This window comes from Microvirga antarctica, assembly GCF_017921815.1.
Taxonomy (GTDB): Bacteria; Pseudomonadota; Alphaproteobacteria; order Rhizobiales; family Beijerinckiaceae; genus Microvirga; species Microvirga antarctica.
On sequence record NZ_JAGEMM010000005.1, the window covers coordinates 220,112 to 244,667 of the forward strand.

Annotated in this window: 24 protein-coding genes; 14 read left to right on the forward strand and 10 right to left on the reverse strand. The window is 66.9% G+C overall.

The genetic code is table 11. From position 1 onward, the window contains the following. Positions 1-52 precede the first annotated feature (52 nt). Positions 53-1,435 (forward strand): adenylate/guanylate cyclase domain-containing protein, encoded by a 1,383-nt coding sequence (locus tag J4G32_RS15950; RefSeq protein ID WP_210496387.1) that lies wholly within the window; start codon positions 53-55, stop codon positions 1,433-1,435. A 31-nt stretch (positions 1,436-1,466) separates the two neighbouring features. Here the strand turns inward: J4G32_RS15950 and J4G32_RS15955 are convergent, their stop codons facing one another. Together J4G32_RS15955 and ftsY are read right to left on the reverse strand one after the other, a co-directional pair. Beyond that, the gene (locus tag J4G32_RS15955; RefSeq protein WP_210496388.1) at positions 1,467-2,060 is read right to left on the reverse strand and encodes a septation protein A; all 594 of its coding nucleotides are present in this window, start codon (positions 2,058-2,060) and stop codon (positions 1,467-1,469) included. 57 nt (positions 2,061-2,117) lie between these two features. Then, on the reverse strand, positions 2,118-3,440 hold the full coding sequence (gene ftsY / locus J4G32_RS15960) for a signal recognition particle-docking protein FtsY (protein ID WP_210496393.1): 1,323 nt from the start codon (positions 3,438-3,440) through the stop codon (positions 2,118-2,120). A gap of 54 nt (positions 3,441-3,494) precedes the next feature. Between ftsY and J4G32_RS15965 the strand changes: the two genes are divergently transcribed. Beyond that, positions 3,495-4,175 (forward strand): RluA family pseudouridine synthase, encoded by a 681-nt coding sequence (locus tag J4G32_RS15965; RefSeq protein ID WP_210496396.1) that lies wholly within the window; start codon positions 3,495-3,497, stop codon positions 4,173-4,175. 2 nt (positions 4,176-4,177) lie between these two features. On the opposite strand, the gene mtaB is transcribed toward J4G32_RS15965, so the two are convergent. Continuing rightward, positions 4,178-5,431 carry a tRNA (N(6)-L-threonylcarbamoyladenosine(37)-C(2))-methylthiotransferase MtaB gene (gene mtaB / locus J4G32_RS15970; protein ID WP_210496398.1) on the reverse strand — a complete coding sequence of 418 codons (1,254 nt, stop codon included), beginning with the start codon at positions 5,429-5,431 and terminating at the stop codon, positions 4,178-4,180. Continuing rightward, positions 5,431-6,312 (reverse strand): diaminopimelate epimerase, encoded by an 882-nt coding sequence (gene dapF / locus J4G32_RS15975; RefSeq protein ID WP_210496401.1) that lies wholly within the window; start codon positions 6,310-6,312, stop codon positions 5,431-5,433. The genes mtaB and dapF overlap by 1 nt, the downstream gene beginning before the upstream one ends. A gap of 200 nt (positions 6,313-6,512) precedes the next feature. Between dapF and J4G32_RS15980 the strand changes: the two genes are divergently transcribed. Next, positions 6,513-7,214, forward strand: a complete 702-nt coding sequence (locus J4G32_RS15980; protein WP_210496403.1) for a GyrI-like domain-containing protein — start codon at positions 6,513-6,515, stop codon at positions 7,212-7,214. Positions 7,215-7,223: 9 nt separating this feature from the next. On the opposite strand, the gene J4G32_RS15985 is transcribed toward J4G32_RS15980, so the two are convergent. Further along, a complete protein-coding gene (locus J4G32_RS15985) occupies positions 7,224-8,273 on the reverse strand; it encodes an MBL fold metallo-hydrolase (RefSeq protein WP_210496406.1) in 1,050 nt (349 codons plus the stop codon). A 256-nt stretch (positions 8,274-8,529) separates the two neighbouring features. Here J4G32_RS15985 and J4G32_RS15990 point away from each other — a divergent pair, with 256 nt between their 5' ends. Then, positions 8,530-9,036: a GNAT family N-acetyltransferase gene (locus J4G32_RS15990; RefSeq protein WP_210496408.1), complete on the forward strand. Its 507-nt coding sequence runs from the start codon at positions 8,530-8,532 to the stop codon at positions 9,034-9,036. Positions 9,037-9,120: 84 nt separating this feature from the next. Further along, positions 9,121-9,657 (forward strand): inorganic diphosphatase, encoded by a 537-nt coding sequence (gene ppa, locus J4G32_RS15995; protein ID WP_210496410.1) that lies wholly within the window; start codon positions 9,121-9,123, stop codon positions 9,655-9,657. Between the two features lie 40 nt (positions 9,658-9,697). On the opposite strand, the gene J4G32_RS16000 is transcribed toward ppa, so the two are convergent. Beyond that, positions 9,698-10,969, reverse strand: coding sequence for a ubiquinone biosynthesis hydroxylase (locus J4G32_RS16000; RefSeq protein ID WP_210496412.1), 1,272 nt, complete (start codon positions 10,967-10,969; stop codon positions 9,698-9,700). A gap of 150 nt (positions 10,970-11,119) precedes the next feature. Here J4G32_RS16000 and J4G32_RS16005 point away from each other — a divergent pair, with 150 nt between their 5' ends. Then, entirely contained in the window at positions 11,120-12,124 is a 1,005-nt protein-coding gene (locus J4G32_RS16005; protein WP_210496414.1) for a M23 family metallopeptidase, read from the forward strand. A gap of 9 nt (positions 12,125-12,133) precedes the next feature. Here J4G32_RS16005 and ccmB read toward each other — a convergent pair whose 3' ends face one another. Then, complete coding sequence (gene ccmB / locus J4G32_RS16010) at positions 12,134-12,802, reverse strand: heme exporter protein CcmB (RefSeq protein WP_210496418.1); 669 nt, start codon at positions 12,800-12,802, stop codon at positions 12,134-12,136. Further along, positions 12,799-13,413, reverse strand: coding sequence for a heme ABC exporter ATP-binding protein CcmA (gene ccmA / locus J4G32_RS16015; RefSeq protein WP_210496421.1), 615 nt, complete (start codon positions 13,411-13,413; stop codon positions 12,799-12,801). The genes ccmB and ccmA overlap by 4 nt, the downstream gene beginning before the upstream one ends. 221 nt (positions 13,414-13,634) lie before the next feature. Between ccmA and acnA the strand changes: the two genes are divergently transcribed. Next, positions 13,635-16,340, forward strand: coding sequence for an aconitate hydratase AcnA (gene acnA / locus J4G32_RS16020; protein WP_210496423.1), 2,706 nt, complete (start codon positions 13,635-13,637; stop codon positions 16,338-16,340). Positions 16,341-16,449: 109 nt separating this feature from the next. On the opposite strand, the gene J4G32_RS22110 is transcribed toward acnA, so the two are convergent. Continuing rightward, positions 16,450-18,513 carry a M10 family metallopeptidase C-terminal domain-containing protein gene (locus J4G32_RS22110; protein ID WP_210496424.1) on the reverse strand — a complete coding sequence of 688 codons (2,064 nt, stop codon included), beginning with the start codon at positions 18,511-18,513 and terminating at the stop codon, positions 16,450-16,452. A gap of 274 nt (positions 18,514-18,787) precedes the next feature. Between J4G32_RS22110 and J4G32_RS16030 the strand changes: the two genes are divergently transcribed. The 5 genes from J4G32_RS16030 to trmD all read left to right on the forward strand — a co-directional run bounded on the left by J4G32_RS16030 (position 18,788) and on the right by trmD (position 22,418). After that, entirely contained in the window at positions 18,788-19,003 is a 216-nt protein-coding gene (locus tag J4G32_RS16030) for an eL24 family ribosomal protein (RefSeq protein ID WP_210496426.1), read from the forward strand. A gap of 2 nt (positions 19,004-19,005) precedes the next feature. Further along, a complete protein-coding gene (gene ffh / locus J4G32_RS16035) occupies positions 19,006-20,568 on the forward strand; it encodes a signal recognition particle protein (RefSeq protein ID WP_210496428.1) in 1,563 nt (520 codons plus the stop codon). 82 nt (positions 20,569-20,650) lie between these two features. After that, the gene (rpsP, locus tag J4G32_RS16040) at positions 20,651-21,022 is read left to right on the forward strand and encodes a 30S ribosomal protein S16 (protein WP_210496431.1); all 372 of its coding nucleotides are present in this window, start codon (positions 20,651-20,653) and stop codon (positions 21,020-21,022) included. 5 nt (positions 21,023-21,027) lie between these two features. Beyond that, a complete protein-coding gene (gene rimM, locus J4G32_RS16045; RefSeq protein WP_210496432.1) occupies positions 21,028-21,732 on the forward strand; it encodes a ribosome maturation factor RimM in 705 nt (234 codons plus the stop codon). Next, the gene (gene trmD, locus J4G32_RS16050) at positions 21,729-22,418 is read left to right on the forward strand and encodes a tRNA (guanosine(37)-N1)-methyltransferase TrmD (protein WP_210496436.1); all 690 of its coding nucleotides are present in this window, start codon (positions 21,729-21,731) and stop codon (positions 22,416-22,418) included. Before rimM ends, trmD begins: the two co-directional genes overlap by 4 nt. A gap of 6 nt (positions 22,419-22,424) precedes the next feature. On the opposite strand, the gene J4G32_RS16055 is transcribed toward trmD, so the two are convergent. Beyond that, positions 22,425-23,336, reverse strand: a complete 912-nt coding sequence (locus J4G32_RS16055) for a DMT family transporter (RefSeq protein WP_210496437.1) — start codon at positions 23,334-23,336, stop codon at positions 22,425-22,427. A 115-nt stretch (positions 23,337-23,451) separates the two neighbouring features. On the opposite strand from J4G32_RS16055, the gene J4G32_RS16060 reads away from it, so the two are divergent. Beyond that, complete coding sequence (locus J4G32_RS16060) at positions 23,452-23,913, forward strand: Lrp/AsnC family transcriptional regulator (protein WP_210496622.1); 462 nt, start codon at positions 23,452-23,454, stop codon at positions 23,911-23,913. A gap of 117 nt (positions 23,914-24,030) precedes the next feature. Further along, positions 24,031-24,432, forward strand: a complete 402-nt coding sequence (gene rplS / locus J4G32_RS16065; RefSeq protein ID WP_210496439.1) for a 50S ribosomal protein L19 — start codon at positions 24,031-24,033, stop codon at positions 24,430-24,432. Positions 24,433-24,556 lie beyond the last annotated feature (124 nt).

Genomic DNA, 24,556 nt, shown 5'->3' on the forward strand with positions numbered 1-24,556 from the left:
GCGCAATTCGAGGCGAGGGTCCACCGGACGTGAGAAAGCAATCCCCATCGTGATGTCCGAGGATTCGCCGCCCCGCAGGGGCAGCCTGCGGCCGCGCGTGGCCTCCGCCTGGAGCTCCTTCCGGCATCTGCGCACGACCCATCAGCTCAGCGAGGCCACTTACCGCCTGATTCGCGAGGCGGATGTGGCGGCCCTTCGTCGGGCAGGCCTCGCCCGCATCGTCGTGGCGGCCCTGCTGTTCCTGTCGGTGGTGCTCGCGACCGCAAGCCTCGACATCACCGGCCCTGCCGCCATGAAGCAGATCCGCGCCGCTGAGCTCACCCTCGTGCTCTTCGGCGCGCTTGGCTGGCTCGGCGGGCTTCTGGCAGCGCGGCGGATTGCCGTGCGCAAACTGCCGGCGATCACGGCAAGCCTCGATGCCCTCCTGGTGCTGGGCAACCTCGCCTACAGCCATTGGGGCATCGGCCTTGGCGGCGAGTTCTTTGCCATTTTCCCGGTCGCCTGGGTGGTGCCCATCACCATGGCGGCGGCGGCCATCCACTATCAGCCGCGCCTGCAGGTCTATGTGGCGGCCGTCTATGTGATTGGCCTCTCGGTGCTGGCCTTCAGCGAGGGCGTGTCGCCGCCCGGGGAGCGCAGCGCGGAGCTGGCGCAGCTGGCCGGGTTCTTCTCGCCGCAATCGAACCTCATTCGGATCGTGATGGTGTTTGCCGCCGCCCTGATCCTGATCCTGGTGGCGCGGCAGGGCCGCCTGCTGCTGGAGCGGGCCGTGCGTGAGACGACCCTGCGGGTCAGCCTCACCCGCTATCTGCCGCGCGAACTCGCACCGATCCTGTCCGATCGCACCTTCGACGACCTGCGGGCCGGACAGCGCATTTCGGCGACGCTGCTCTTTGTTGATATCCGGGCCTCCTCAAGCTTCGGCGAGAGCATGGATCCGGCGCGGCTTGCCATCTTCATCTCGTCGTTTCGCCGCCGGGTCGTCAGGGCCGCAACCCAGCACGGGGGGATGATCGACAAGTTCACCGGGGACGGCGCGCTGATCCTGTTCGGCGTGCCGGCAGCGGGTCCCGACGACGCGACGCGCGCGCTTGCCTGCGGCCGTACGCTTCTCGAACTGGTGCGGCGCTGGAACGCCAAGCGCAACTTCGAGCCCGCCCTGCGGATTGGCATCGGGATTCATACGGGAGAAATGTTCTGCGGTGTCGTGGGCGATGACGACCGGCTCGAATTCACCGTTCTGGGCGAGACCGTCAACACGGCGGCGCGCATCGAGCAGGCCACGAAGAACGTCGATTGCGACTGCCTCGCGTCGTGGGATGTGGTCGCGGCCGCCGGCGAGGAAGCCCTGTGGCACGTGGTCGAATGCGAGCCCCTCCCCGGGGTCAGCCGCAAGCTCGTGCTGCTGACGCCGAATGCCGAGGAGCGGGTCTAGACTGACGCGACAGGGTCGTCTCGAAAGCGGCTCAGGCTTCCTTCTTGCTGGCGTCGTAGCGCAGCAGAAGCGGGGTCTGGGCGAGCGCGAAGACGATCGTCAGCGGCATGATGCCCAGCACCTTGAAGCTGACCCAGAAATCCGTCGTCTGGGTCCGCCAGACGATTTCGTTGAGGATCGCCAGGGCGAAGAAGAACAACGCCCAGCGGAAGGTCAGCTTGCGCCAGCCCTCCTCGGTCAGCTCGAACACGCTGTCGAGGACGATCTGCAGCAGGTTCTTGCGAAAATAGAGGCCGCCCAGGAGGATCACGCCGAACAGGGTGTTGACGATAGTGGGCTTCAATTTGATGAAGATCTCGTTGTGCAGGGCAAGCGTCAGGCCGCCGAAGACCAGCACCACGACCCCCGACACCATCGGCATGATCGGCAGCTTGCGCGTCAGCGCGTAGCTGATGGCGAGCGCGATCAGGGTGGCGACGATGAACAGGCCGGTCGCCACATAAATGCGCTGATCGTCCCCATAGCCGAACCGGCCCGAATAGGCATTGGCGACGAAGAACAGCGCCAGGGGCCCGAGTTCGAGGACGAGTTTGAGGAGCGGCGGAAGGCGTTTCTGATCGGTCATGAGGTGTCTTCTAGCCCATTGTCGACGAAAAGGTGGCGGGTTTTCGGCACCCGCCAATCAGGCGTTGTCGAGCCCCGCGATGGCGCGGGCGAAATCCCGCGCCGCGAAAGGCTCCAGATCCTCGACGCCCTCACCGACGCCGATGAAATGCACCGGCAGGCCGAAGCGCGCCGCCAGCGCCACGAGAATGCCGCCCCGGGCCGTCCCGTCGAGCTTCGTCATGACGAGCCCGGTGACGCCTGCGGCCTTTTGAAACAGCTCGACCTGGCTCAGGGCATTCTGGCCGACGGTGGCGTCGAGCACCAGAAGGATGGCGTGAGGCATGTCGGGGTCGCCTTTTTTCAGCACCCGGACGATCTTTTCCAGCTCGGCCATCAGGCCGGTCTTGTTCTGCAGCCGTCCGGCGGTGTCGATGATGAGCACATCGGACCCTGCGGCTTTCGCCGCCACGAGCGCGTCGAAGGCAAGGCCCGCCGCATCCGAGCCCTGGGGGCGGGCGATCACGGGTGCGCCGACCCGGTCGCCCCAGACCTTCAGCTGCTCGATGGCGGCGGCCCGGAAGGTGTCGCCCGCCGCCAGCATCACGCTCAGGCCCTGCTGGCGGAATTTCTGCGACAGCTTGCCGATGGTGGTGGTCTTGCCGGCCCCGTTCACCCCCACCATCAGGATCACATAGGGCTTGCGGGTGCGGTCGATGACGAGGGGCAGGGCCACGGCCGAGAGCGTCTTCTCGACCTCGCGGGCCAGAATGGCCTTGACCTCCTCGGGGGCGATCTCCTTGTCGTAGCGCCCGGCCGAGACCGCCTCGGTGATCCGCAAAGCGGTGGCGACGCCCAGATCCGCCCGCACGAGGGCGTCCTCCAGATCATCGAGGGTCGCCTGGTCGAGCTTGCGCTTGGTGAACAGCCCGGTGACGCTCTCGGACAGCGAGGAGGAGGTGCGGCGCATGCCGAGCGACAGGCGCTGCCACCAGCTCTGGGGTGCATCGGCGGTCGCCGGCGCGGGGACCGGATCGGCTTCGGGCGGGACTTGGGGGGCCGGGACTTGGGGGGCCGAAACTTGGGGGGCAGAGACTTGGGGGGCCGGATCGGCGGCGATCGGCTGGAGATCGGCTCCGGCCAGCGCCTCCGGCAGCGGCTCGGCGGCGACCTCATCAGGTGGCGGCGCTGCGGGGGCGGCGGCGAAATCGGCGGCCGCATTCGCGAGATCGAGCCCTGCCGGCTTCTCCAACTCAGCAGGCGCGGGCGCGGGCGTGGGCGCAGGCGTGGCTTGCGCGTCGGCGGCAGGCGCGACCGTTGAGTCCGGAATCGGCTGCTCGTCCGCCGGTCTCCCGAACAGGCGAGCGAAAAATCCGGGCTTGTCGGGCTTGGTTTCGGCCATGGGGGTGGGTGCCGCCTCTTTACTTGGTGTGCAAGCCTCGATAGCCGAGGCCTCATGAATGCGGAAGAGATAGTGTCGAAAGTGCTCTATCGCGATGCCCTGATGCTCGTGATCGACAAACCCGCCGGCCTGCCGGTGCATCCCGGCCCCAAGGGCGGCGAGACGCTGACGGATCATCTCGATGCCCTGCGGTTCGGCCTTCCACGCCGCCCGGAGGCCGCCCATCGTCTCGACAAGGACACGGCCGGCTGCCTGATCCTGGGCCGGCATCCCAAGGCGCTGGCACGGCTCAACACCCTGTTTCGCGAAAACGCCGTCGACAAGGTCTATTGGGCCGTGGTCGAGGGCGGGCCGGACGACGACGACGGCGAGATCGCGCTGGCGCTGGCACCCAAATCGCCCGATCGCGGCTGGTGGATGAAGGTCGACCCGAAAGGACAGCCGGCGCTGACGCGCTGGCGTGTTGTGGGGCGTCACGAGGGAAAAACCCTGCTGGAGCTGCGCCCCGTCACGGGCCGCACCCATCAGCTGCGCGTCCATTGCGCGGCGTCCGGCTGGCCCATTCTGGGTGATACGATCTACGGCACCGCGCCACGCTTCCACGGCCCCGGCCTGCATCTTCATGCCCGGCAGGTCAGCGTGCCGCTTTATCCCAAGAAACCCGCCATCGTGGTGGTATCGGCGGTTCCGGCGCATATGCGCGAGGCGGTCGACGCCAGCACGGGCGCGTCCTAGCCTCAGCCGGCCAACAGCACGCGCCCGTCATGGCCGGCGATGGTCACCTGCCGGATCTCGCCGCGCGGGACCGGTGCTGAAAAGCGCACCGGCGTGAAGGCCTGCGTGCGGCCGAGCTGGTTCAGTTCGATCAGAACCTCGCGCTGCTGCCCGACCTCCCGGTCGAGATGGGCGATGAGTGCTTCCGCGCCGCGGGCGCGCAGGCGACCGGCGCGCTCCTTCACCACCGCGCGCGGAACCGCGGGCATGCGGGCGGCCGGCGTGCCCGGCCGGGGCGAGAAGGGAAAGACGTGGAGATGGGTCAGGCCGCATTCGTCCACGATGTCGAGGGATCGGGCGAACATGGCCTCGCTCTCGGTCGGAAAACCCGCAATCAGATCGGCCCCGAACACCATGTCGGGGCGCAACGCCCGCACCGTGTCGCAGAAGGCGATCGCATCGGCGCGGCTGTGCCGGCGCTTCATGCGCTTCAGCACCATGTCGTCGCCGGCCTGGAGCGAGAGGTGCAGATGCGGCATCAGGCGGGTTTCGGTGGCGATCACGTCGAGCAGATCGTCATCCGCCTCGACGGAATCGATCGATGAGAGGCGCAGCCGCTCGAGGTCGGGCACGTGGCGCAGCAGGGCCTTGACGAGTTTGCCCAAAGCCGGCTCGCCCGGCAGGTCGCGGCCGTAGCTGGTGATGTCGACGCCGGTCAGCACCACTTCGCGCGACCCGTTTTCAACGAGCATGCGCACCTGGTCGACCACGGCGCCCATGGGGACCGAGCGCGAATTGCCGCGCCCATAGGGGATGATGCAGAAGGTGCAGCGATGGTCGCAGCCGTTCTGCACCTGAACGAACGCGCGGGTGTGTCCGCGCAGCCCATCGACGAGGTGAAGGGCGGTCTCCTTCACGGCCATTATGTCGGTGACGTGGATCTTGTCGCCCGTTCCCACATGGAGATCGCGCAGGGCATGAAACGTCCCGGCCTTCATCTTCTCGTCGTTGCCGATGACCTGGGCCACCTCTGCCATCGCCGCAAAGCTGTCGGGTTCGACCTGCGCGCCACAGCCGGTGACGACGATGCGGGATTGCGGTTTCTCGCGGGCGATGCGGCGGATCGCCTGGCGCGCCTGCCGGGAGGCTTCCTGCGTCACCGCGCAGGTGTTGACGATGACCAGATCCGCAAGGCCTGCCTCTTCCGCATGGCGTTGCATCGCCTCGGATTCGGCGATGTTGAGCCGGCAGCCGAAGGTGACGACCTCGACCGTCATCAGGCCACGGCCGCGAACAGGGCAGGGGAGAACCGGCCCTCGTGCTCCAGGGCGATCGGCCCGGTCATCACAACATGGTCGTCGGCGTCCCGCCAGGCGATCAAGAGATCGCCGCCCGGCAGGGTGACGGTGGCCGTGCGGCCGGTCAGCCCCTTGCGGGCTGCGGCGACAAGCGTCGCGCAGGCCGCCGACCCGCAGGCCCGCGTCTGGCCGGCACCACGCTCCCACACATGCAGCAGGATGTGGTCGGGCGCGAGAATCTGCGCCAGCGAGATGTTGGCCCGTTCCGGAAAGACGGGATCGTGTTCGAGAACCGGTCCGATGCGGGAGAGGTCGTAGGCGGTGGCATCGGCGACGAAAAACACCGCATGCGGATTGCCCATGCTCACCGCCGACGGCCCCTGAAGCTCGGGCAGGCCGGGAAGCGGCGCCACCGCGATGGTGCGGGTATCGGGAAAGGGGATCCCCAACGGAATCTCCTGCCAGGCGAAAAGGGGTGGACCCATATCCACAGCAAACACATCCTCGGCCAACCGTTCGACCGGGAGGAGACCCGCCTTGGTTTGAAGCAGGAGACTGGCGCCCGCAGGCCGGCTCATGGCGGGATCGCTCAGCATCGCCCAGGCAACGCAGCGCGTGCCGTTGCCGCAGGCGCCGGATTCCGAGCCGTCGGTATTGTAGATGCGCAGATAGGCGTCGGTGCCGGGCGTGACCGGATCGTGCAGAACCATAAGCTGGTCGAAATGCGAGCGCGGGTCGGCGGCGATCGCCCGGGCCTCTCCGGCCGAGACGCGCGTGGCGGTGCCGCGCAGATCCAGCACGGTGATCTCGTTGCCGAGACCGTTCATTTTCAGGAAACGGGTGTTCGCGAGCGCGCTCATCAGTCGTATATGGCTCAAAACGCGCGCCATCGCGAGGGGGCGGTGCGCAAGGGTGGAATGCGCCCGAGAACGATCGGTGATGACGGCGTTGGGCTGATCCGGCCGGGGCCGGATCCCGCCACAGTGCTGGCCTCGCGAACACACACAAACGCCTCTATGCTGCGTTGCAATCGTCCTCGTTGATTCGTGAGAGACCCCCGATGCGGCTCCGTCTGATTTCTGTGTGCCTGGCCGTTGCTCTTTGCCCAGGTCTCTCCCTCGCGCAGACCCCCCCGGCGGTCGTGCCGCCGGTCGAGACCGCGCCCTTGCCGCCGCCGCCAGCGGCTCCGGTCGTGCCGGCTCCTGCCCCGTCGCCGCCGCCCGCTGCCCCCGTCCCGCCCGCGCCGGCCATCACCGGGGCCCGGACCACCCTCATTCCGACGCCGGGCGATCCCACCAACGTCGAAGAGGTCATGCTGCCGGGCAAGCCCGCCGCGATCGCCACCGGAACGACCACCTGGGACGAGGCTTTCGAGACCCTCAAAGGGACCTTTGCCAAGATCGAGGCGGAGCTCAAGCGCGCCGGCATCGAACCCACTGGCAAGCCCGTCACGGTCTTCGTGCACACGGACGATCAGGGTTTTCGCTTCGACGCCATGATTCCCATCGCGGCCGCGCCTGAGGGCAAGACCGAACTCTCGCCCGACGTGAGGCTCGGCAAGACGCCGGAGGGCAAGGCCTACCGGTTCGTGCACAAGGATGCCTACGAGGAGATCGACGGCACCTACGAGACGATCACGGCCTATCTCGACGCTAAGGACATCGTCGCCCGCGACGCGTTCATCGAGGAATATGTGAGCGAGATGAAGGACGCCAACGATCCCGATCTCGAGGTGAACATCTACGTCCAGCCCAAGGAGTGAGGCCTCGCCTCACGCCTCCCAGGCTTCGCCCGGACGCAGGGCACGGAACCGCCCGGGCGGGATGTCGGCTGTCTGCAGGGCGGTGGCGAGCGCCGCGACCGGCGCCTCGATTCCCTCGTCGGTCAGCCTGAACGTTCCCCAATGATGCCCCAGGGCCTGCGCGGCGCCGAGAATCTGGAGGGCCTCGACCGCATCCTGCGGGTTCATGTGCATCGGCTGCATGAACCAGCGCGGCTCATAGGCGCCGATCGGCAGGTTGGCCACCCGCGGCGGGCCAAATCGGTCGCTGAGATCGCGGAAGATCGCGCCGTCGCCGAATCCGGTATCGCCCACGTGATAGATCGTGCCTGAGGGTGTGGTGAGCACATAGGCGCACCACAGGGCCATGCGCCGGTCCCGCACGCCCCGCGCCGACCAGTGACAGGCTGGCCGCAGATGCGCGATCACGCCGGACCCGAGATCCGCTGTCCCGTCCCAGTCGTGGGTCTCGACCGCGATGTCGGGAAAGGCTGCCTGGATGATGGTGTCGTTGCCGAGCGGGGCGATCAGCCGCGGCCGGTCCCGCCGCCACAACCGGCCCAGAGTCGCAAGGTCGAGATGGTCGTAGTGATTGTGGGTCAGCAGCACCGCATGGATCGGCGGCAGATCGTCAAACGCGATCCCCGGGGCATTGACCCGCCGCGGTCCCGCGAAAGTGAACGGGCTCGCCCGGTCGGAAAAAACCGGGTCGATCAGAATGTTGAGTCCCGCGACCTGGATGAGGAATGACGCGTGGCCGATCAGCACGATTCGCAGACCTGCCACGGCGGCGGGCGGCACGTCGCGAAACGGACTCGGAAAATGTTTGGGCCAGGGGGTGCGCTCGCGCTTCAGCTGCCACCGGAGCATGTCGCCCAGGCCCTTGTCGGTCGGCTGGGCCGGGAGGTGAAAGCGCACGCCGTCGAAGTGGTCGCTCGGCGGGCCGGCATAATAGGGATTGGGCGCCCGGCCTCCCCCGATCAGCCCTCTGGCAGTGCGGCCCGGAAGGGCGAGAATCCGGCTGATCGTGCGGCGTGTCATGGGCGGTCCCTGTGCGGGGCCCAAAGTGGCGATTGTCGCACCGGCCCGCAAGGGCAGCCCGGCGTTGCGGCGATATGGCCCGCGCCGTCGGAACGGGAGGGCTGCAACCTTTGCCGGCATGCGATTGTCAGGCGGCTCAGGTTGTGATCGGATGTCCGTTAACGCCGCATTAACGCTCCCGGCCAGATGCTGCGTTGCCGACTGAATGACCGTGCCTCTTCCCGTTGCACCGACTTTTTTCTGAAGTTCATGTCCCATGAGTGATCTTCTCGTCAGCATTCGCCGCGCCAAGACCGAGGATTCGGTCGGTCTCTCCCGTGTGTTCGACGCCTCCTGGCGCGAAGCCTATCAGGGCGTCATCCCGGGTCTCGCCCTCGAGAAGCTGATCGCCCGCCGCAGCGCCGAATGGTGGCGCTCGGCCATCGGGCGTGGCCGGCCCCTCGTGGTGCTGGATGTGGGCGAGGGGGTGGTGGGCTACGTGTCATACGGGCGCTGCCGCAACCGCGGGCTGCACGCGGACGGGGAAATCGACGAGCTCTACCTCACGCCGGAATATCAGGGCGTCGGGTACGGCAAACGCCTGTTCAAGGCAGTCCGCAACGATCTGCGCGATCGCGAGATGCCCCGCGTCGCGGTCTGGGCCTTGGCCGACAATCCGCGCGCACGCGGTTTTTACGAGAGCCTCGGCGGGCGCAGCATCGCCCACGTGGAGGAGCGCATCGGCGGCGTTCCGTTAGCCAAGATCGCCTATCTCTTTACCTAATTGCCTCATCGCTTCTTGTTGCCTGACGCGGCTGCCGCTAGTGAAGCGGAAAGCTTGTGGCCTTTTGCCTTCGGAGGAGCCCGTATGCGCCTTGACGCGATCTCGATCGGAAAGAACCCGCCCCACGACGTGAACGTCATCATCGAGGTGCCGCTCGGCGGCGAGCCCATCAAATACGAGATGGACAAGGAATCGGGTGCCCTGTTCGTCGATCGGTTCCTGTATACCGCCATGCGCTATCCGGGGAATTACGGGTTCATTCCCCACACCCTTTCGGGCGACGGCGACCCCTGCGACGTTCTGGTGGCCAATACCCGGGCGATCATCCCCGGCGGCGTCATGAACGTGCGTCCTGTCGGCGTGCTGGTGATGGAGGACAATGCGGGCGAGGACGAGAAGATCATCGCCGTGCCGTCAGCCCACCTCACCCAGCGCTATGATCGCGTGCTCACCTACACCGACCTGCCCGACATCACGCTGAAGCAGATCGAGCATTTCTTCCAGCACTACAAGGATCTGGAGCCCGGCAAGTGGGTGAAGATCCTGCGCTGGGGCGATGCGGCCGATGCGCAGCGACTGATCGTCGAGGGCATCGAGCGGGCCAAGAAGAGCAAGGCCTGAGACCGGACGTCCGCGCGTCAGGCGTTCCCGGCGCGCGGCCTCAAAGAGCCTCGCCTTTCAGCAGGCGCGGCGGCTCCCGTCCAGTGAGGCCCGCCGCCTCGCGGATGAAGAAGCGCTTGAGCGCCGGCAGCCGGTCGACGAGGCCAAGGCCGAGATCGCGGGCGAGCCGGACCGGCAGGATATCGTTTGAAAACAACCGGTTGAGCCCGTCCGTCACGAACCCCATCGTGGTGGTGTCGGTCCGCCTGGCCGATTCGTAGGCGTCGAGAATCTCCGCGCTGCCGGGATCGAGGCCGAGCCGCATGCCGTCGACCACGGCTTCCGCGAGGGCTGCCGCGTCGTGCAGGCCAAGATTGAGGCCCTGTCCGGCAATCGGGTGGATGACATGGGCCGCGTCCCCCAGCAGCGCCAGGCGGTCGCTCACGAACGAGCGGGCGATCCCGAACGACAGCGGATAGGCATGGGGCGCGGTCTCAAACGCGATGCGGCCGAGCTGGAGGCCGAAGCGGCGTTCGAGTTCGGCCAGGAGATCCGCCGAATCGGAGGCCAGCAGCCCCGCCACGTTCTCGGTGCGCTCGCTCCAGACGATCGACGAGCGATGAATCGCCGCGCCGTCCTCGCCGATCTCAGGCTTTAACGGAAGGATCGCGAAGGGACCGGAGGGCAGGAAATGCTCGATCGCACGTCCCTCGTGATCGCGCTCGTGGACGATCGTCGCGACGATCCCCGATTGCCGGTAGGGCCAGGAAATCCAGCCGATTCCCGCCTGTTCGCGCAAACGCGACCGGCCGCCATCGGCCGCCACCAGAAGCGAGGCCGGCAGCACATCGCCTCCCGCGATCTGCACGTCCACATGAGCGGATGTGACCGAAAACCCGTCCACGCCGACAGCCTTCAGCCCGACGCCCGCTTCCTCGCAGGCCGTAACGAGAGCGGCCGTGAGGTCGCCGGCCGTCACCATGTGGGCGAGCGCTTCGCCGTCGCCGACCGACTCGTCGAAGGTCAGGAAGACGGGCCTGACGGGGTCGTTCAGGCGGCTGTCGGTGATGATCATGTCGAGAATGGGCTGCGCCCGTCCCGCCACCACCTGCCAGACGCCCAGGGCTTCGAGCATCCGGCGCGCCGCGGGGGCGATCGCGAAGGCCCGGGTGTCGCCATGGGGATCGCGGTTCAGCCCGGGGTCGCACATGTCGACCGACAGATCGTCGCCAAGGCTCTGTTTGAGGGCGAGCGCCAGCGATAGGCCTCCGAGGCCCCCGCCGGCAATCACGATGCGCGGGCTTTGTGTCGCGCGCTCAGCCGTCTGGCTCATCAAGTCCTCCCGGGCGACTTCCTCCCTATGGCCGATAGTCCCGTGGCCCGACCCTGTCGAGCCCCTTTGTGGGGGGCTCTTCCGGTCACGCTCCTTCAAATCGCCACAGGCGCCCCGGTATGGTATCCGCATCATTGTTGCGGAGTGTCCATGCGTTCCCTGTCAGCCCCTCTCATGGCCGTCCTCCTGGTGATGGCGGCACCCGCATTCGCCCAGGAAGCCCCGCCCGTCCTGTCGCTGCGCCTGCCGGTCGCCTGCGAGATCGGCCGCACCTGCTTCATCCAGCATTATGTGGACCGCGATCCTTCCGCCAAGGTCCAGGATTACCAGTGCGGGACCATGACCTATGACGGCCATGACGGCACCGACATCCGCTTGCCCACCATGGCGGCCGAGCAGGCCGGCGTCCCCGTGGTGGCGGCCGCCGCCGGCACGGTGCTGCGGGTCCGCGATGGCGTTGCCGACGTGTCGATTGCCGGGCGGGGCCGTGAGAGCGTCGACACGCTCGAATGCGGCAACGGCGCGGTGATCGATCACGGGCAGGGGTGGGAAACCCAGTATTGTCACATGGCAAAGGGCAGCCTGGCGGTGAAGCCGGGCGACCCGGTCAAGGCGGGGGACCCGATCGGCCGTGTCGGCCTGTCGGGCATGACCGAATTCCCGCATCTGCATTTCACGGTCCGCAAGAGCGGCACGCTGGTCGATCCCTTCGCGTTCGGCGCAGCGCCCGCCTCCTGCGGCGGCGGACAGGCGTTGTGGGAGGCCGCGGTCCAGGGCCATCTCGCCTATCGGGCAGGCTCCGTGCTGAACAAGGGTTACGCGACCGCTCCTGTCACCATGGCGGGGATCGAATCGGGCGAGACGGAACGGGACGTGCCGACCACCCGCTCGCCCGCGCTTGTGGCCTATGTGCGGGCCATCGGCCTGAAAGGCGGCGACGTCCAGACCCTGACCCTGTTCGATCCGGACGGGAAGGCGCTGGCCGCCAACACCGCCCCGCCGCTCGACCGCGACAAGGCCCAATGGATGATGTTCTCGGGTCTCAAGAGCCCGCCCGGCGGGTTTCGCCCGGGTCTCTACCGCTCGGTCTACAAGGTCGTGCGGGACGGCAAGCCCGCCATCGAGCAGGCCTTCGGCATCGCCCTCAAACCGTAACCGGCGCTTTCAGACGTCGGAGCGGAGCGCTGCGGCCGCGCCAAAGGTGCCCACCACCGCGGCGATGAGGGTGAGGGCGCAGAGAATCAGGAACGGGGTCGCAAACGGCACGGTACCGCCCAGGGCCGCATTGGCGGCGGCGACGCCGAAGATCAGCGTCGGAATCATGAAGGGCAGGACGATGATCGACAGGATCAACCCGCCCCGTCGCAAGGAGGCCGTCAGCGCGGCCCCGACCGCCCCGAGGAAGGTCAGCGCCGGGGTGCCCACCAGCAGGGTCGCGGCTGTCGCCAGCATGCCTTCGGGGCTCAGCGCCACCAGCAGGCCGAACAGGGGGACGGCCAGCGCCAGCGGCAGGCCCGTCACCAGCCAATGGGCCAGCACCTTGGCCAGCACCACGATCTCGAGCGGCACCGGCGACAGGCGCAGCAGGGCCAGCGAACCGTCTTCCTCATCGGCCTGAAACAGCCGGTCGAGGCCGATCAAGGTCGAGAGGAGCGCTGCGATCCATAGGATGGCCGGGCCGATTCGCGACAGGAGATTGAGATCGGGCCCGAGCGCGAAGGGGATGAGCGTGACGATGGCGAGGAAAAACACGAGGCTCATCGTCCCCGATCCGCCGACCCGGGCGGCAAGTTTCAGATCGCGGACCAGCAGGGCGCGAAACGATCCCATCATGCGATCCCCGCCGGGTTGCGTCCGATGGTCAGCTCCCTGGCGTCCGCGAGGCCCAGATTCTGGTGGGTCGCCACGACGATCATCCCGCCCTCGGCGCGGTGCGCCTCCATGAGCCGCAGCAGCAGGGCCTGCGAGGCGGTATCGAGGGCGGCACTCGGCTCGTCGAGCAGCCAGAGCGGCCGATGGGCGACGAGCAGACGGGCGAGCGCCACCCGGCGGCGCTGTCCGGCCGACAGATAGGCGACAGGCAGATGGAGCGCGTGGGCCAGGCCCAAAACCGCCAGCGCGTCTTCCGGCATGGCGCGCGGTTCGCCCAGGAAGTCGCGCGCGAAGGCGAGGTTCTCGCCGGCCGTCAGCGCGCCCTTCAGAGCCTCCCGATGGCCCACCACATGCAGACATTCTGGCAGGAGCCGCTCGCCGGCCTCGCTCAGGTGAATGGCGCCTTGAGCCGGCGCCAGGCGACCGGCGAGGATGTCGAGCAGGGAGGATTTGCCGGCGCCGTTGCGGCCCAGCACCATCAGGGCCTCGCCGGGGCTGAGCGTGAAGGACAGGCCGGAGAAGATCCGGCGCTCGCCCCGCTCGCAGGCAAGATTCTCGACCCTGATACGCAAACTGCCGGACCCCCGCCGTGATTCCACCCCAGAATGGTTCTAAACCGTGTAGCGGGGTCGTTCGAAATGATCTATATCACCGTTGGCTGCGCCGCGCGCCAAGCGTCCAACCCGCTTAAGCGCGCCTTCTCTCCCCATCCGGGCACCCCCGGAGCGGCGCGCGCTTATCGCGCTTTCGGCCGAACACCCAGTTCGTAACCCAATGCACGCGAGGATTCGCCGTGACGCTCTCCAACAGCTTTAAAGCCCTCCAGACTCTCAAGGTCGGCGACAAGACCTACTCCTATTATTCGCTCCCCGAGGCCGAGAAGAACGGCCTGAAGGGCATTTCCAAGCTCCCCTTCTCGATGAAGGTGCTGCTCGAGAACCTGCTGCGGTTCGAGGACGGACGCACCGTCACGAAAGCCGATATCGAGGCGGTCGCCGCCTGGGTCGACAATCGCGGCAAGGCCGAGAAGGAAATCGCCTACCGGCCCGCCCGCGTGCTGATGCAGGATTTCACCGGCGTGCCCGCCGTCGTGGATCTGGCCGCCATGCGCGACGCCATGAAGGGCCTGGGCGGCGATCCCCGCAAGATCAACCCGCTGGTGCCCGTCGATCTCGTCATCGACCATTCGGTCATCGTCGACGAATTCGGCACCCCCAAGGCCTTCGACCGCAACGTGGAGCTGGAATACCAGCGCAACGGCGAGCGTTACCGCTTCCTCAAATGGGGCAAGTCGGCCTTCGAGAATTTCTCCGTCGTGCCCCCCGGCACCGGCATCTGCCACCAGGTCAACCTCGAATTCCTCTCGCAGACCGTCTGGACCCGCAAGGATCCGGCGACCGGCACCGAGATGGCCTATCCCGACACGCTGGTGGGCACCGATTCGCACACCACGATGGTCAACGGTCTGGCCGTCCTCGGCTGGGGCGTCGGCGGCATCGAGGCTGAGGCCGCCATGCTCGGCCAGCCGGTCTCCATGCTGATCCCGGAAGTCATCGGCTTCAAGCTCACCGGCAAGCTGCGCGAAGGCATGACGGCGACCGATCTGGTGCTCACCGTCACCCAGATGCTGCGCAAGAAGGGCGTCGTCGGCAAGTTCGTCGAGTTCTTCGGCCCCGGCCTCAACGACATGACGGTGGCCGACCGCGCGACCATCGGCAACATGGCGCCCGAATACGGCGCCACCTGCGGCTTCTTCCCGATCGACAAGCGCGCCATCGAATATCTCACCACCACCAGCCGCACCGATGAGCGTATCGCGCTCGTCGAGGCCTACGCCAAGGCGCAGGGCATGTGGCGCACCGCCGAGACCGCCGACCCGGTCTTCACCGATACGCTCGAACTCGATCTCGACGACGTGCAGCCCTCGCTTGCCGGTCCCAAGCGTCCGCAGGACCGGGTCACCCTCGACACCGCCAAGACCGCGTTCGAGTCCGCGATGGACAAGGAATTCCGCAAGGCCGGCGAACTTCACAAGCGGGTCAAGGTGGAGAGCGCCAACTTCGATCTCGGCCATGGCGACGTGGTGATCGCGGCCATCACCTCCTGCACCAACACGTCCAATCCGAGCGTGATGATCGGCGCCGGCCTGCTCGCCCGAAACGCGGTCGCCAAGGGCCTGAAGTCGAAGCCGTGGGTGAAGACCTCGCTGGCCCCCGGCTCGCAGATCGTCGAAGAATATTTCCGCAAGGCGGGCCTGCAGGGCGATCTCGATGCGCTCGGCTTCAACCTCGTGGGCTTCGGCTGCACCACCTGCATCGGCAATTCCGGCCCGCTGCCGGAAAACGTCTCGAAGGCCATCAACGACAATGACCTCGTGGCGGTGTCGGTGCTGTCCGGCAACCGCAACTTCGAGGGCCGCGTGAACCCCGACGTCCGGGCGAACTACCTCGCCTCGCCGCCGCTGGTGGTGGCCTACGCGCTTGCCGGCTCGATGTTCATCGACATCTCCAAGGACCCGCTCGGCATCGGGTCCGACGGCCAGCCCGTCTATCTCAAGGACATCTGGCCGTCGTCGACGGAGATCCAGGAATTCATCGACCGCACGATCACCAGCGAGCTGTTCGGCAGCCGCTACGCGGACGTGTTCACGGGCGACGACAACTGGAAGGGCGTCACGGTCGAGGAAGGCCTCAACTTCAAGTGGGACATGGGCTCGACCTATGTGCAGAACCCGCCGTATTTCGAGGGCATGACCAAGCAGCCCAAGCCCATCACGGACATCGCCAATGCGCGCATCCTGGGCCTCTTCCTCGATTCGATCACGACCGACCACATCTCGCCGGCGGGCAACATCCGTGCCAATTCACCGGCGGGCAAATATCTGCTCGAGCATCAGGTCGCGGTGGCGGATTTCAACCAGTACGGCACCCGCCGCGGCAACCACGAAATCATGATGCGCGGCACCTTCGCCAATATCCGCATCAAGAACCAGATGGTGCGCGACGAGGCCGGCAACGTGGTGGAAGGCGGCTACACCATCCACCATCCGTCGGGTGAGCGGATGTTCATCTACGACGCCGCCATGCGCTACCAGGAAGAGGGCGTGCCGCTCATCGTCCTGGCCGGCAAGGAATACGGCACCGGATCGTCCCGCGACTGGGCCGCCAAGGGCACCAACCTCCTCGGCGTGCGCGCCGTGGTGGCCGAGAGCTTCGAGCGCATCCACCGCTCGAACCTCGTCGGCATGGGCGTGGCGCCGTTCGTGTTCGAGGGCGAGACGTCGTGGACATCGCTCGGTCTCAAGGGCGACGAGACGATCACCATCCACGGCCTCGCCGAAGGCCTCAAGCCGCGCCAGCGCATGGAGATGGAAATCACCTCCGCGGATGGATCGGTCCAGAAGGTCCCGCTCGTCTGCCGCATCGATACGCTCGACGAGCTGGAATATTTCCGCCACGGCGGCATCCTGCAATACGTCCTGCGCCAGCTCGCAGCCTAAGCAGTCCGGCTTCCCCGCCGCACACCTGCTCCAAAAAAATCGCCCGCCTCTCGGCACACGAGGGGCGGGCGTTTCTGTGTCGATCGTGCTCTGCGACGGACGGGTTTCGTCAGATCACAAAGAAATCCGCCGCGGTGAGCTTGAGGCCCTTCTTCAGGACGGCGAATTCGATGGCGGGTTTTCCGCCCGAACCGTCGATGTCGTAGAAGAGGCCGCCCGTCTTGGCGTTGTAGACAACGTGGTCGTCTTTGTCCTTGGCCGCGGTGCCGATGGTGAAGAACGCCTTGTTGAGCTTGCCCGGGTGCGCTGACGTGCCCTTGCCCAGCGTCTTGAAGACCGCGTTGCCGAGGTGAATGGAATCGTCCCTGACGTTGAAATCGGTAATCGTGTCGAGATTGGTCTTCTTGTTCAGCCGGGTGTCGAACACGAAGATGTCCTGGCCCGTGCCGCCGGTGAGCATGTCCTTGCCGGCGCCGCCGACGAGCCTGTCGTTTCCGGCGTTCCCGTTCAAGGTGTCGTTGCCGCCGAGGCCGAACAGGACGTCGTTGCCGCTCACCCCGATCAGCGTGTCGTTGCCGGCGCTTCCGACTTTCGGAACTCCCGTGCCCGCGCCCGTGCCCGTGCCAGTTCCGGTGCCGGTGCCGGTTCCGGTTCCGGTTCCCGTCCCGCCATCGCTGTTGAGCGTCATCCGGCCCGTCGCGAGGTCGATCGCATAGGTGGCCGTGGCGGTCTGGCCGTTCTCCGTCACTGATACGGCAGCCGTCTTGGTTCCGCCCGCCGCATAGGCGTGCGTGAAGGACGCCTTGCCGGCGGACGGCTGCACCGTGCTGGTCAGGCCGTCGCCCCACGCGATGGTGGCGGACGTCGCCTGGCCGACATCGAAGCTGACCTCGACGAACTGCTTGCCGGTGACGGCGGTCGTGTGGGCCCGAAAGAGCAGGTCCGTCGCGTAGATGTCGCGCTCGTTGTTGACGTCGCCCGGCACGAACCCGCCGAAGCTGTCGAACACCACATGGCGGGCATCGGGCGTCATCTGCGGATTGTAGCTGTTGTGGTCGGAGCCCTGTGCGGTCTCACCGGTCAGCGTGGTCGAGAGCCGGATGATCTCGCCGGTCGTCAGATCCTTGCGAAAGATGTCCTGCGCGCCGTTGGTGTCGCCGGGCACCAGTTTCGAGCCGAGGCTGGTGAACACCACATAGCGTCCGTCGGCACTGATCTGCGGCGCCAGGCTGTCGCCGTCGGATTGCGCGCCGGTGGCGCTTGTGGAGACGCGCAGAATTTCGCCCGTCATGAGGTTCTTGCGGAAGATGTCGTATTTGCCGTTGGTGTCGCCGGGCACGAGGGCGCGGGCGAGGCTGGAGAACACGACGTAGAGCCCGGAATCGCTGATCTGCGCCTCCTTGCTGTGGTTCGTGCCCTGGTTGCTGTCCTTGTCGCAGGAGATCAGGAAGAGCTCCTGGGTCTCCAGGTTCTTCATCAGCACCTGAGCGGTGCCGCTCGATGGAATGAGGTCGGTGGCGATGCTGGAAAAGAGGACGAACCTGCCGTCTCCGGTGAACTTGCCGTCCCAGCTGTTGCCGTCGTGCCCCTGCTGGCCCTGCACGCCGATCGACACCCGCGTGACCGCGCCGCCAGCGAGCGTCTTGACGAAGATGTCCTTGCTGCCATTGGTGTCCCCGGTCACCAGATTGCCGGCCTCGCTGGCGAACACCACGCGGGTGCCATCCGGGCTGAAGCGCGGCGACATGCTGGCGCCGTTGGCGAGCGCGCCGCCCGATGTCCTCGAGATAAGCGTCGTCGTGTGGGTCTGCAGGTCGGTCAGAAAGACGTCCTCGACGTCATTGGTGTCTCCGGCGACGAGGTCGTTGGCCGTGGACGAGAACAGCACATAGCGGCCGTCGGGGCTGATCGCCAGGTCGTAGGCCTCGGTGGGCGCGCCGCCGGGATTGGTGGTGACCCGAACGATCTCGCCGGTTTGGAGGTCCTTGCGGAAAATATCCGGCTGGTTGTTGGTATCGCCCCCCACGAGTGCGGCGTCGCTGTAGAACACGGTATAGCGCCCGTCCGGGGTGAGTTGCGGCCTGAAGCTCTGGCCGTTGGCAGCGGTGGCCTGGACCAGGATGTCTTTTTCGGTTGGACGCGCGAAAGACGCAAGCGTGATGGTCGGCGACACGGGACTCTCCAGAGTTCGGTTCGGTACAATATAACATATAGAAACGGGATGAGTTCCATGCGGTGCTGAGGCGCACCCCCCGATGGAGGGAACCGGCCGGTTCTTGACTCCCGGAGCTTTTGCCCATACCTCCTGCCCGCAAATCATGTGAGCGTGCCCAATTGAGCCGCCGCCCAGCCCGCGAGGCTGGAGGTCCACGTCCGACAGCGCGATGCGCCCTCGGGCGCGCTCCTGTTTGGGTATGGGGTCGGGTTTGGACCGGATGGGAGACGGCATGGCGGGAGACACATTGCGCATCGAGGACGCGGTCAACGAGACCTGCCCGTGGTCGGGAAAACCGATCGCGGCGGATTCGCTGACCCGCTATCGCGATGCCGTGGTGGGCTTCTGCAATCCCGGCTGCCGCGACAAGTTCGAGGCTGCCACCGCGCATTTCGACAAGGCGCTGGAAGCCCGCGACGTGCCGCTCCTCGCGAAGGGAATTGAATAGCCATGTTCGAGGGCCTGTCCGACAAACTCTCCACCATTCTCAACGGCCTGACGCGCCGCGGCGCGCTGACCGAGGAGGACGTGAACGCGGCCCTGCGCGAAGTCCGCCGGGCATTGCTCGAGGCCGACGTCGCGCTCGAGGTCGTGCGCTCCTTCACCGACAAGGTGCGGGCGCGGGCGGTCGGCGCGGAGGTCGTCAAGTCGGTCTCGCCGGGCCAGCAGGTCGTCAAGATCGTCCATGACCAGCTCGTCGAGATGCTGGGCGCGGATGCGGCGGTCATCGATCTCAACGCACCGGCCCCCGTCGCCATCCTGATGGTCGGCCTCCAGGGCTCGGGCAAGACGACGACCACGGCCAAGATCGCCAAGCGGCTGACCGCGCGCGACAAGCGCCGGGTGCTGCTGGCCTCCCTCGATACCCGCCGCCCGGCCGCTATGGAACAGCTCGCGGTCCTGGGCCAGCAGGTCGGCGTCGACACGCTGCCGATCGTTGCCGGCCAGACCGCCGTGCAGATCGCCCGCCGCGCCATGGAGGCCGCCCGCCTTGGCGGCTACGACGTGGTGATGCTCGACACCGCCGGCCGCGTGACGGTCGACGAGAGTCTGATGCTGGAGGCCGCCGAAGTCAGGGCCGCCACCAACCCGCACGAGGTGCTGCTCGTTGCCGACGCGCTGACGGGTCAGGACGCGGTCAACACCGCGCGGGCCTTCGACGAACGCCTCGGCGTCACTGGCATCGTGCTGACCCGCATGGACGGCGATGCCCGCGGCGGCGCGGCGCTTTCCATGCGCGCCGTCACCGGCAAGCCGATCAAGCTTGTGGGCACCGGCGAAAAAGTCGATGCGCTGGAGGAATTCCACCCCTCGCGCGTCGCCAACCGCATCCTCGGCATGGGCGACATCGTCTCCCTGGTCGAGAAGGCGGCGGAGAATTTCGACCAGGCGCAGGCCCAGCGCATGGCCGACAAGATGCGCAAGGGCAAGTTCGATCTCGAGGATCTGCGCGACCAGCTCGCCCAGATGGAAAAGATCGGCGGCATCGGCGGCATGCTGGGCATGATGCCCGGCATCGGCAAGATGAAGGCGCAGCTCGAGAACGCCAATCTCGACGACAAGGTCATCAAGCGCCAGCGCGCCATCATCGATTCGATGACCCCGAAGGAGCGCCGCAACCCGGATCTCCTCAAGGCGTCGCGCAAGAAGCGGATCGCCGCGGGCTCGGGCGCGAAGGTCGAGGAGGTCAACAAGCTCCTCAAGATGCACCGCCAGATGGCCGACGTCATGAAGATGATGGGCGGCGGCAAGGGACGCGGCATGGCCGGCGCCCTGGGCAACATGTTCGGCATCGGCAAGGGCGGCATGGGCGGGATGGGCGGCATGCCGCAACCCACGCCCGAGCAGATCGAGGCGATGCAGAAGCAGATGGGCGGCGGGGGCGGCCTCGGGCCGATGCCCCCCGGTCTTGCCGGCGGCGGCAAGGGCCCGCCGGGCCTTCCCGGCCTCGGCCCGAAGATCCCCGGCCTGCCGGGCCTCGGCGGGTTTCCGTTCGGAGGCAAGAAGAAGTGAGTTTCTGCCGGCTCGGCCTGCGTTCAGCGGGCCGGGACGGCAGCCGAGAAGTCGATCAGGACAACGCTAAAAGGAGCACATAATGTCCCTCAAGATCCGTCTGACCCGTGGTGGCGCGAAGAAGCGTCCCTATTACCGTATCGTTGTGGCCGATGCCCGTTCGCCCCGCGACGGCCGTTTCATCGACAAGGTCGGCACCTATGACCCGATGAAGCCCAAGGACGATGCCTCGCGCGTCACCCTCGAGACCGACAAGATCACCGCCTGGCTTGCCAAGGGCGCCCAGCCGACCGACCGCGTCCTGCGCTTCCTCGATGCGGCAGGCCTCGTGAAGCGCAATGCGCGCAACAACCCGCAGAAGGCGGTCCCCGGCAAGAAGGCCCAGGAGCGTTCGGATGCGCGCGCGGCCGCTGCCGCTGCCGCAGCAGCCCCCGCCGAAGGCGACGCGGCGTAACGCCGATGACGCGGGAGCGCCCCCCTTCGCGCTCCACCTCGCCTCTCCCCCCAGCGGGGAGAGGCAGGGGTGCGGCTGCAAGCGTGAGACCCGCAAAGGGCGCGCTTGCAGCCCCACCCTCTTCGCCGCGCCGTCCGGAGGCCACGACCGCACCGCCGGGTCCCGATCTCGTGCTGCTCGGCGAATTCGGTCGCGCCCACGGCCTCAAGGGCGAAGTGCGGCTGAAATCCCATACGGGCGATCCCCTCGCCGTCGGGTCCTACGGCCCGCTGACCGGGCAGGATGGACGTCCCTACACCATCACGCAGCCCCGCCAGGCACCGGGCGGCGCGCCCGAGATGCTGGTGGTGCGGGTGTCCGGCGTGGCGACGCGGGAAGCCGCCGAAGCGTTGAACCGCATCGCCCTCTACCTGCACCGCGACAAGCTGCCCAAGGCCGAGGACGACGACGAATTTTTGCTGGCCGACCTGATCGGCTTGGCCGTGCGCGACGTCGACGGGATCGTGATCGGCACCATCGTGGATGTGCCAAATTTCGGCGGCGGCGATCTTTTGGAAATCGCCCCGGCGGCCGGCGGGAGCTCGGCCTTCCTGCCCTTTACCCGGGCCTTCGTGCCCACCGTGTCCCTTGCGGAGGGCCATGTGGTGGCGGCCCCGCCCGAGGACCTGTTCGCGGCGGCCGAGCCGGATGGACCCGAGGACGACGTGTGAGCTTCCGGGCCACCATCCTCACCCTATATCCGGAGATGTTTCCCGGCCCCCTTGGCGTCTCCCTGTCCGGCGACGCGCTGGCGCGCGGGATCTGGTCGCTGGACGCCCGCAATATCCGCGACCACGGCATCGGCCGGCATCGCAATGTGGACGACACGCCGGCCGGCGGCGGTCCCGGCATGGTGATCCGCTGCGACGTGCTGGCCGCGGCCCTCGATGCCGCCGAGGAGCCGGGTGAGAGCCGCCCCCGCCTGCTCATGAGCCCCCGCGGCCGGCCGCTGACCCAGGCGCGCGTGCGCGACCTTGCGGCAGGGCCCGGCGTCACCATCGTGTGCGGACGGTTCGAAGGGGTCGACGAGCGCGTCATCGCGGGCCGTGACCTCGAGGAAATCTCCATCGGCGATTATGTGCTGTCGGGCGGCGAGATGGCCGCCATGGTGCTGCTCGATGCCTGCATCCGCCTGATGCCCGGCGTCATGGGCAAGGAAGCCTCCGGCACCGAAGAGAGCTTCGAGGGCAACCTGCTCGAATATCCCCATTACACCCGGCCGCGGGAATGGGAGGGACGGGCGATCCCCGAGGTCCTGCTCAACGGCAATCACGCGGCCATGGCCCGGTGGCGGCGCGAGGAGGCCGAGAGGATCACCCGCGAGCGGCGGCCGGATCTGCTCTCCGACCGTCGCTGAGAGGCGTCACGTGGCCGGGGTTTCGGCGACCGCGCGGCCCGCGCGGCCAAGCCGCCATTTGAGATTGACGCCGGCGCTGCCGATGAGGATCAGCGCAATCCCGCCCCATTGCGCGACGGACAGCTCGCGACCGTAGACCAGGAAGTCGATCATGATCGCGACCGCCGGATAGATGAACGACAGCACCGCCACGCGGGCCGTCGGCAGCTTCTGCAGGGCCGAGTAGAGCAGGATGTACATGACGCAGGTGTGCACCACCCCCAGGATCACCAGGTCGGCCCATTGGCTGTTCTGCGCCGGCAGAGCCGAGACATCCGCCATCGGGGCCAAAAGGAGCGTTCCCAGCGCGACTTGGACCAGCGCGATCAGGTGCGGCGGGATGCCCTTGAGACGCTTGGCGACGACCGACGCGACCGCATAGAGGAACGCGGCTCCAAGCGCGAGACACAGGCCGCCCAAATAGCCGTCCGTCAGGGACATGCCGGTTGTGTCGATCCTGATGACCAGGAGCAGGCCCGCAAACGCGATGGCGATGAACCCCAGCGCATCCCGCGTGGGCTTCTCGCCGAACAGGAGCCGACCGAGCAGGATCAGGAAGAACGGCTGGGTGTTGTAGACGGCGGTCGCGATGGAAATGGAGGCGAGCCGGTAGGACGAGAACAGAAGCACCCAGTTCATCACGATGGCGACGCCGCCGAGGAGGGCGAGCGCGAGGGTCTTGCCCTTCAGCCGCCACGGAAACAGCAGGCCGCGCAGGCCGCAATAAACCGACAGGCTGATGGTGCCGAACAGGCACCGGAAGAACACCACATTCCACACATTCTGGCCGGACTCGACCACGAAATACCCGATGGTGCCCGACAGCACCATGGCGAGCACCATCTCCGTGGCGCCCCACCGTCCCGTTGATTCACGCATTGTCTCTCTCCTCGTGTTGGAGGGACTTTACGGCGCCGATCCGCCACCGTACCGTGGCGTTCGAAGGCGTCACGCGGCAATCGGTTTCAAAATCATGGCGCAAGCTGTCAGGAAAATCCGAAACGAAACTCCCGCCGACGACGAGGTCAACCGCACGCTGATCGCCGCCCTGATCAAGGACGCCCGGCTCTCTGTCGCGGACCTCGCGCGCAGCGTGGACATGTCGGCGCCTGCGGTGGCCGATCGCCTGCGCAAGCTCGAGGAGGCCGGGCTCATCGGCACCTATACGATCGACGCGGATCTGAAGGCCTGGGGCTATCCGCTGATCGCCATCGTGCGGATCAAGCCCCTGCCGGGTCAGCTTCACATGGTCGAGCGGATTCTGGTTGAAACGCCCGAGGTGATCGAATGCGACAAGGTGACGGGCGATGATTGCTTCATTGCGCGCTACGCCCTGCGCAGTATCGACGAGCTCGATCCCATGCTGGACCGTATCGCCCAGCGGGCGCAGACCAGCACGGCCATCGTGAAGGCCTCGCCGGTCAGGCGGCGGATGCCCTCCCTGCCGGGCGCCTGAGCGTCTCGACAAGGCCCCGGAACTCCTGTATAGCCCGCCACAATTCACAACAGGACGCCGAAATCCTGCGGGCATCGGGATCTTCCCGAAAGCTGCGCGACGGCTGGAGTATCGACCATGAACATCATTCAACAGCTCGACCAAGAGCATATCGAGAAGCTCGGCAAGACCATTCCGGATTTTCAGCCCGGCGACACCGTGATCGTCAACGTGAAGGTCAAGGAAGGCGAGCGCAGCCGCGTGCAGGCCTATGAAGGCGTCTGCATCTCCCGCGCTGGTGCCGGCTTCCAGGAAAGCTTCACGGTCCGCAAGATTTCCTACGGCGAAGGCGTGGAGCGCGTGTTCCCGGTCTATTCGCCCAACATCGATTCCATCAAGGTCGTGCGCCGCGGTCTCGTGCGCCGCGCCAAGCTTTATTACCTGCGCGATCGCCGCGGAAAGTCGGCCCGTATCGCCGAGCGTGTCGACCGGCAGCCCGTCAAGGGCGCCAAGGGCAAGGCTCCGGCTGCCGCCGAGTAATCCTGCGCAGCAGGACGTGAGACAAGCGCGGCTTCGGTCGCGCTTTTTTCGTTTTCCGGCCATGGCCCCACAGAATTTAATTGCGCGGCAGGGCAGGTCGGCTATGCACACGTGTCTTGCTGCG

Bases quoted from the DNA above. Each gene is read 5' to 3' on its own strand.
- J4G32_RS15990 (WP_210496408.1), top strand. From the start codon at position 8,530: ATGAGTGATCTTCTCGTCAGCATTCGCCGCGCCAAGACCGAGGATTCG.
- J4G32_RS15980 (WP_210496403.1), top strand. From the start codon at position 6,513: ATGCGGCTCCGTCTGATTTCTGTGTGCCTGGCCGTTGCTCTTTGCCCA.
- ftsY (WP_210496393.1), bottom strand. From the start codon at position 3,440: ATGGCCGAAACCAAGCCCGACAAGCCCGGATTTTTCGCTCGCCTGTTC.
- J4G32_RS16005 (WP_210496414.1), top strand. From the start codon at position 11,120: ATGCGTTCCCTGTCAGCCCCTCTCATGGCCGTCCTCCTGGTGATGGCG.
- J4G32_RS15985 (WP_210496406.1), bottom strand. From the start codon at position 8,273: ATGACACGCCGCACGATCAGCCGGATTCTCGCCCTTCCGGGCCGCACT.
- J4G32_RS15955 (WP_210496388.1), bottom strand. From the start codon at position 2,060: ATGACCGATCAGAAACGCCTTCCGCCGCTCCTCAAACTCGTCCTCGAA.
- J4G32_RS15965 (WP_210496396.1), top strand. From the start codon at position 3,495: ATGAATGCGGAAGAGATAGTGTCGAAAGTGCTCTATCGCGATGCCCTG.
- J4G32_RS15950 (WP_210496387.1), top strand. From the start codon at position 53: ATGTCCGAGGATTCGCCGCCCCGCAGGGGCAGCCTGCGGCCGCGCGTG.
- J4G32_RS16030 (WP_210496426.1), top strand. From the start codon at position 18,788: ATGGCGGGAGACACATTGCGCATCGAGGACGCGGTCAACGAGACCTGC.
- ccmB (WP_210496418.1), bottom strand. From the start codon at position 12,802: ATGATGGGATCGTTTCGCGCCCTGCTGGTCCGCGATCTGAAACTTGCC.
- rimM (WP_210496432.1), top strand. From the start codon at position 21,028: ATGACGCGGGAGCGCCCCCCTTCGCGCTCCACCTCGCCTCTCCCCCCA.
- rplS (WP_210496439.1), top strand. From the start codon at position 24,031: ATGAACATCATTCAACAGCTCGACCAAGAGCATATCGAGAAGCTCGGC.
- J4G32_RS16000 (WP_210496412.1), bottom strand. From the start codon at position 10,969: ATGAGCCAGACGGCTGAGCGCGCGACACAAAGCCCGCGCATCGTGATT.
- ppa (WP_210496410.1), top strand. From the start codon at position 9,121: ATGCGCCTTGACGCGATCTCGATCGGAAAGAACCCGCCCCACGACGTG.
- dapF (WP_210496401.1), bottom strand. From the start codon at position 6,312: ATGAGCGCGCTCGCGAACACCCGTTTCCTGAAAATGAACGGTCTCGGC.
- ffh (WP_210496428.1), top strand. From the start codon at position 19,006: ATGTTCGAGGGCCTGTCCGACAAACTCTCCACCATTCTCAACGGCCTG.
- J4G32_RS16055 (WP_210496437.1), bottom strand. From the start codon at position 23,336: ATGCGTGAATCAACGGGACGGTGGGGCGCCACGGAGATGGTGCTCGCC.
- rpsP (WP_210496431.1), top strand. From the start codon at position 20,651: ATGTCCCTCAAGATCCGTCTGACCCGTGGTGGCGCGAAGAAGCGTCCC.
- mtaB (WP_210496398.1), bottom strand. From the start codon at position 5,431: ATGACGGTCGAGGTCGTCACCTTCGGCTGCCGGCTCAACATCGCCGAA.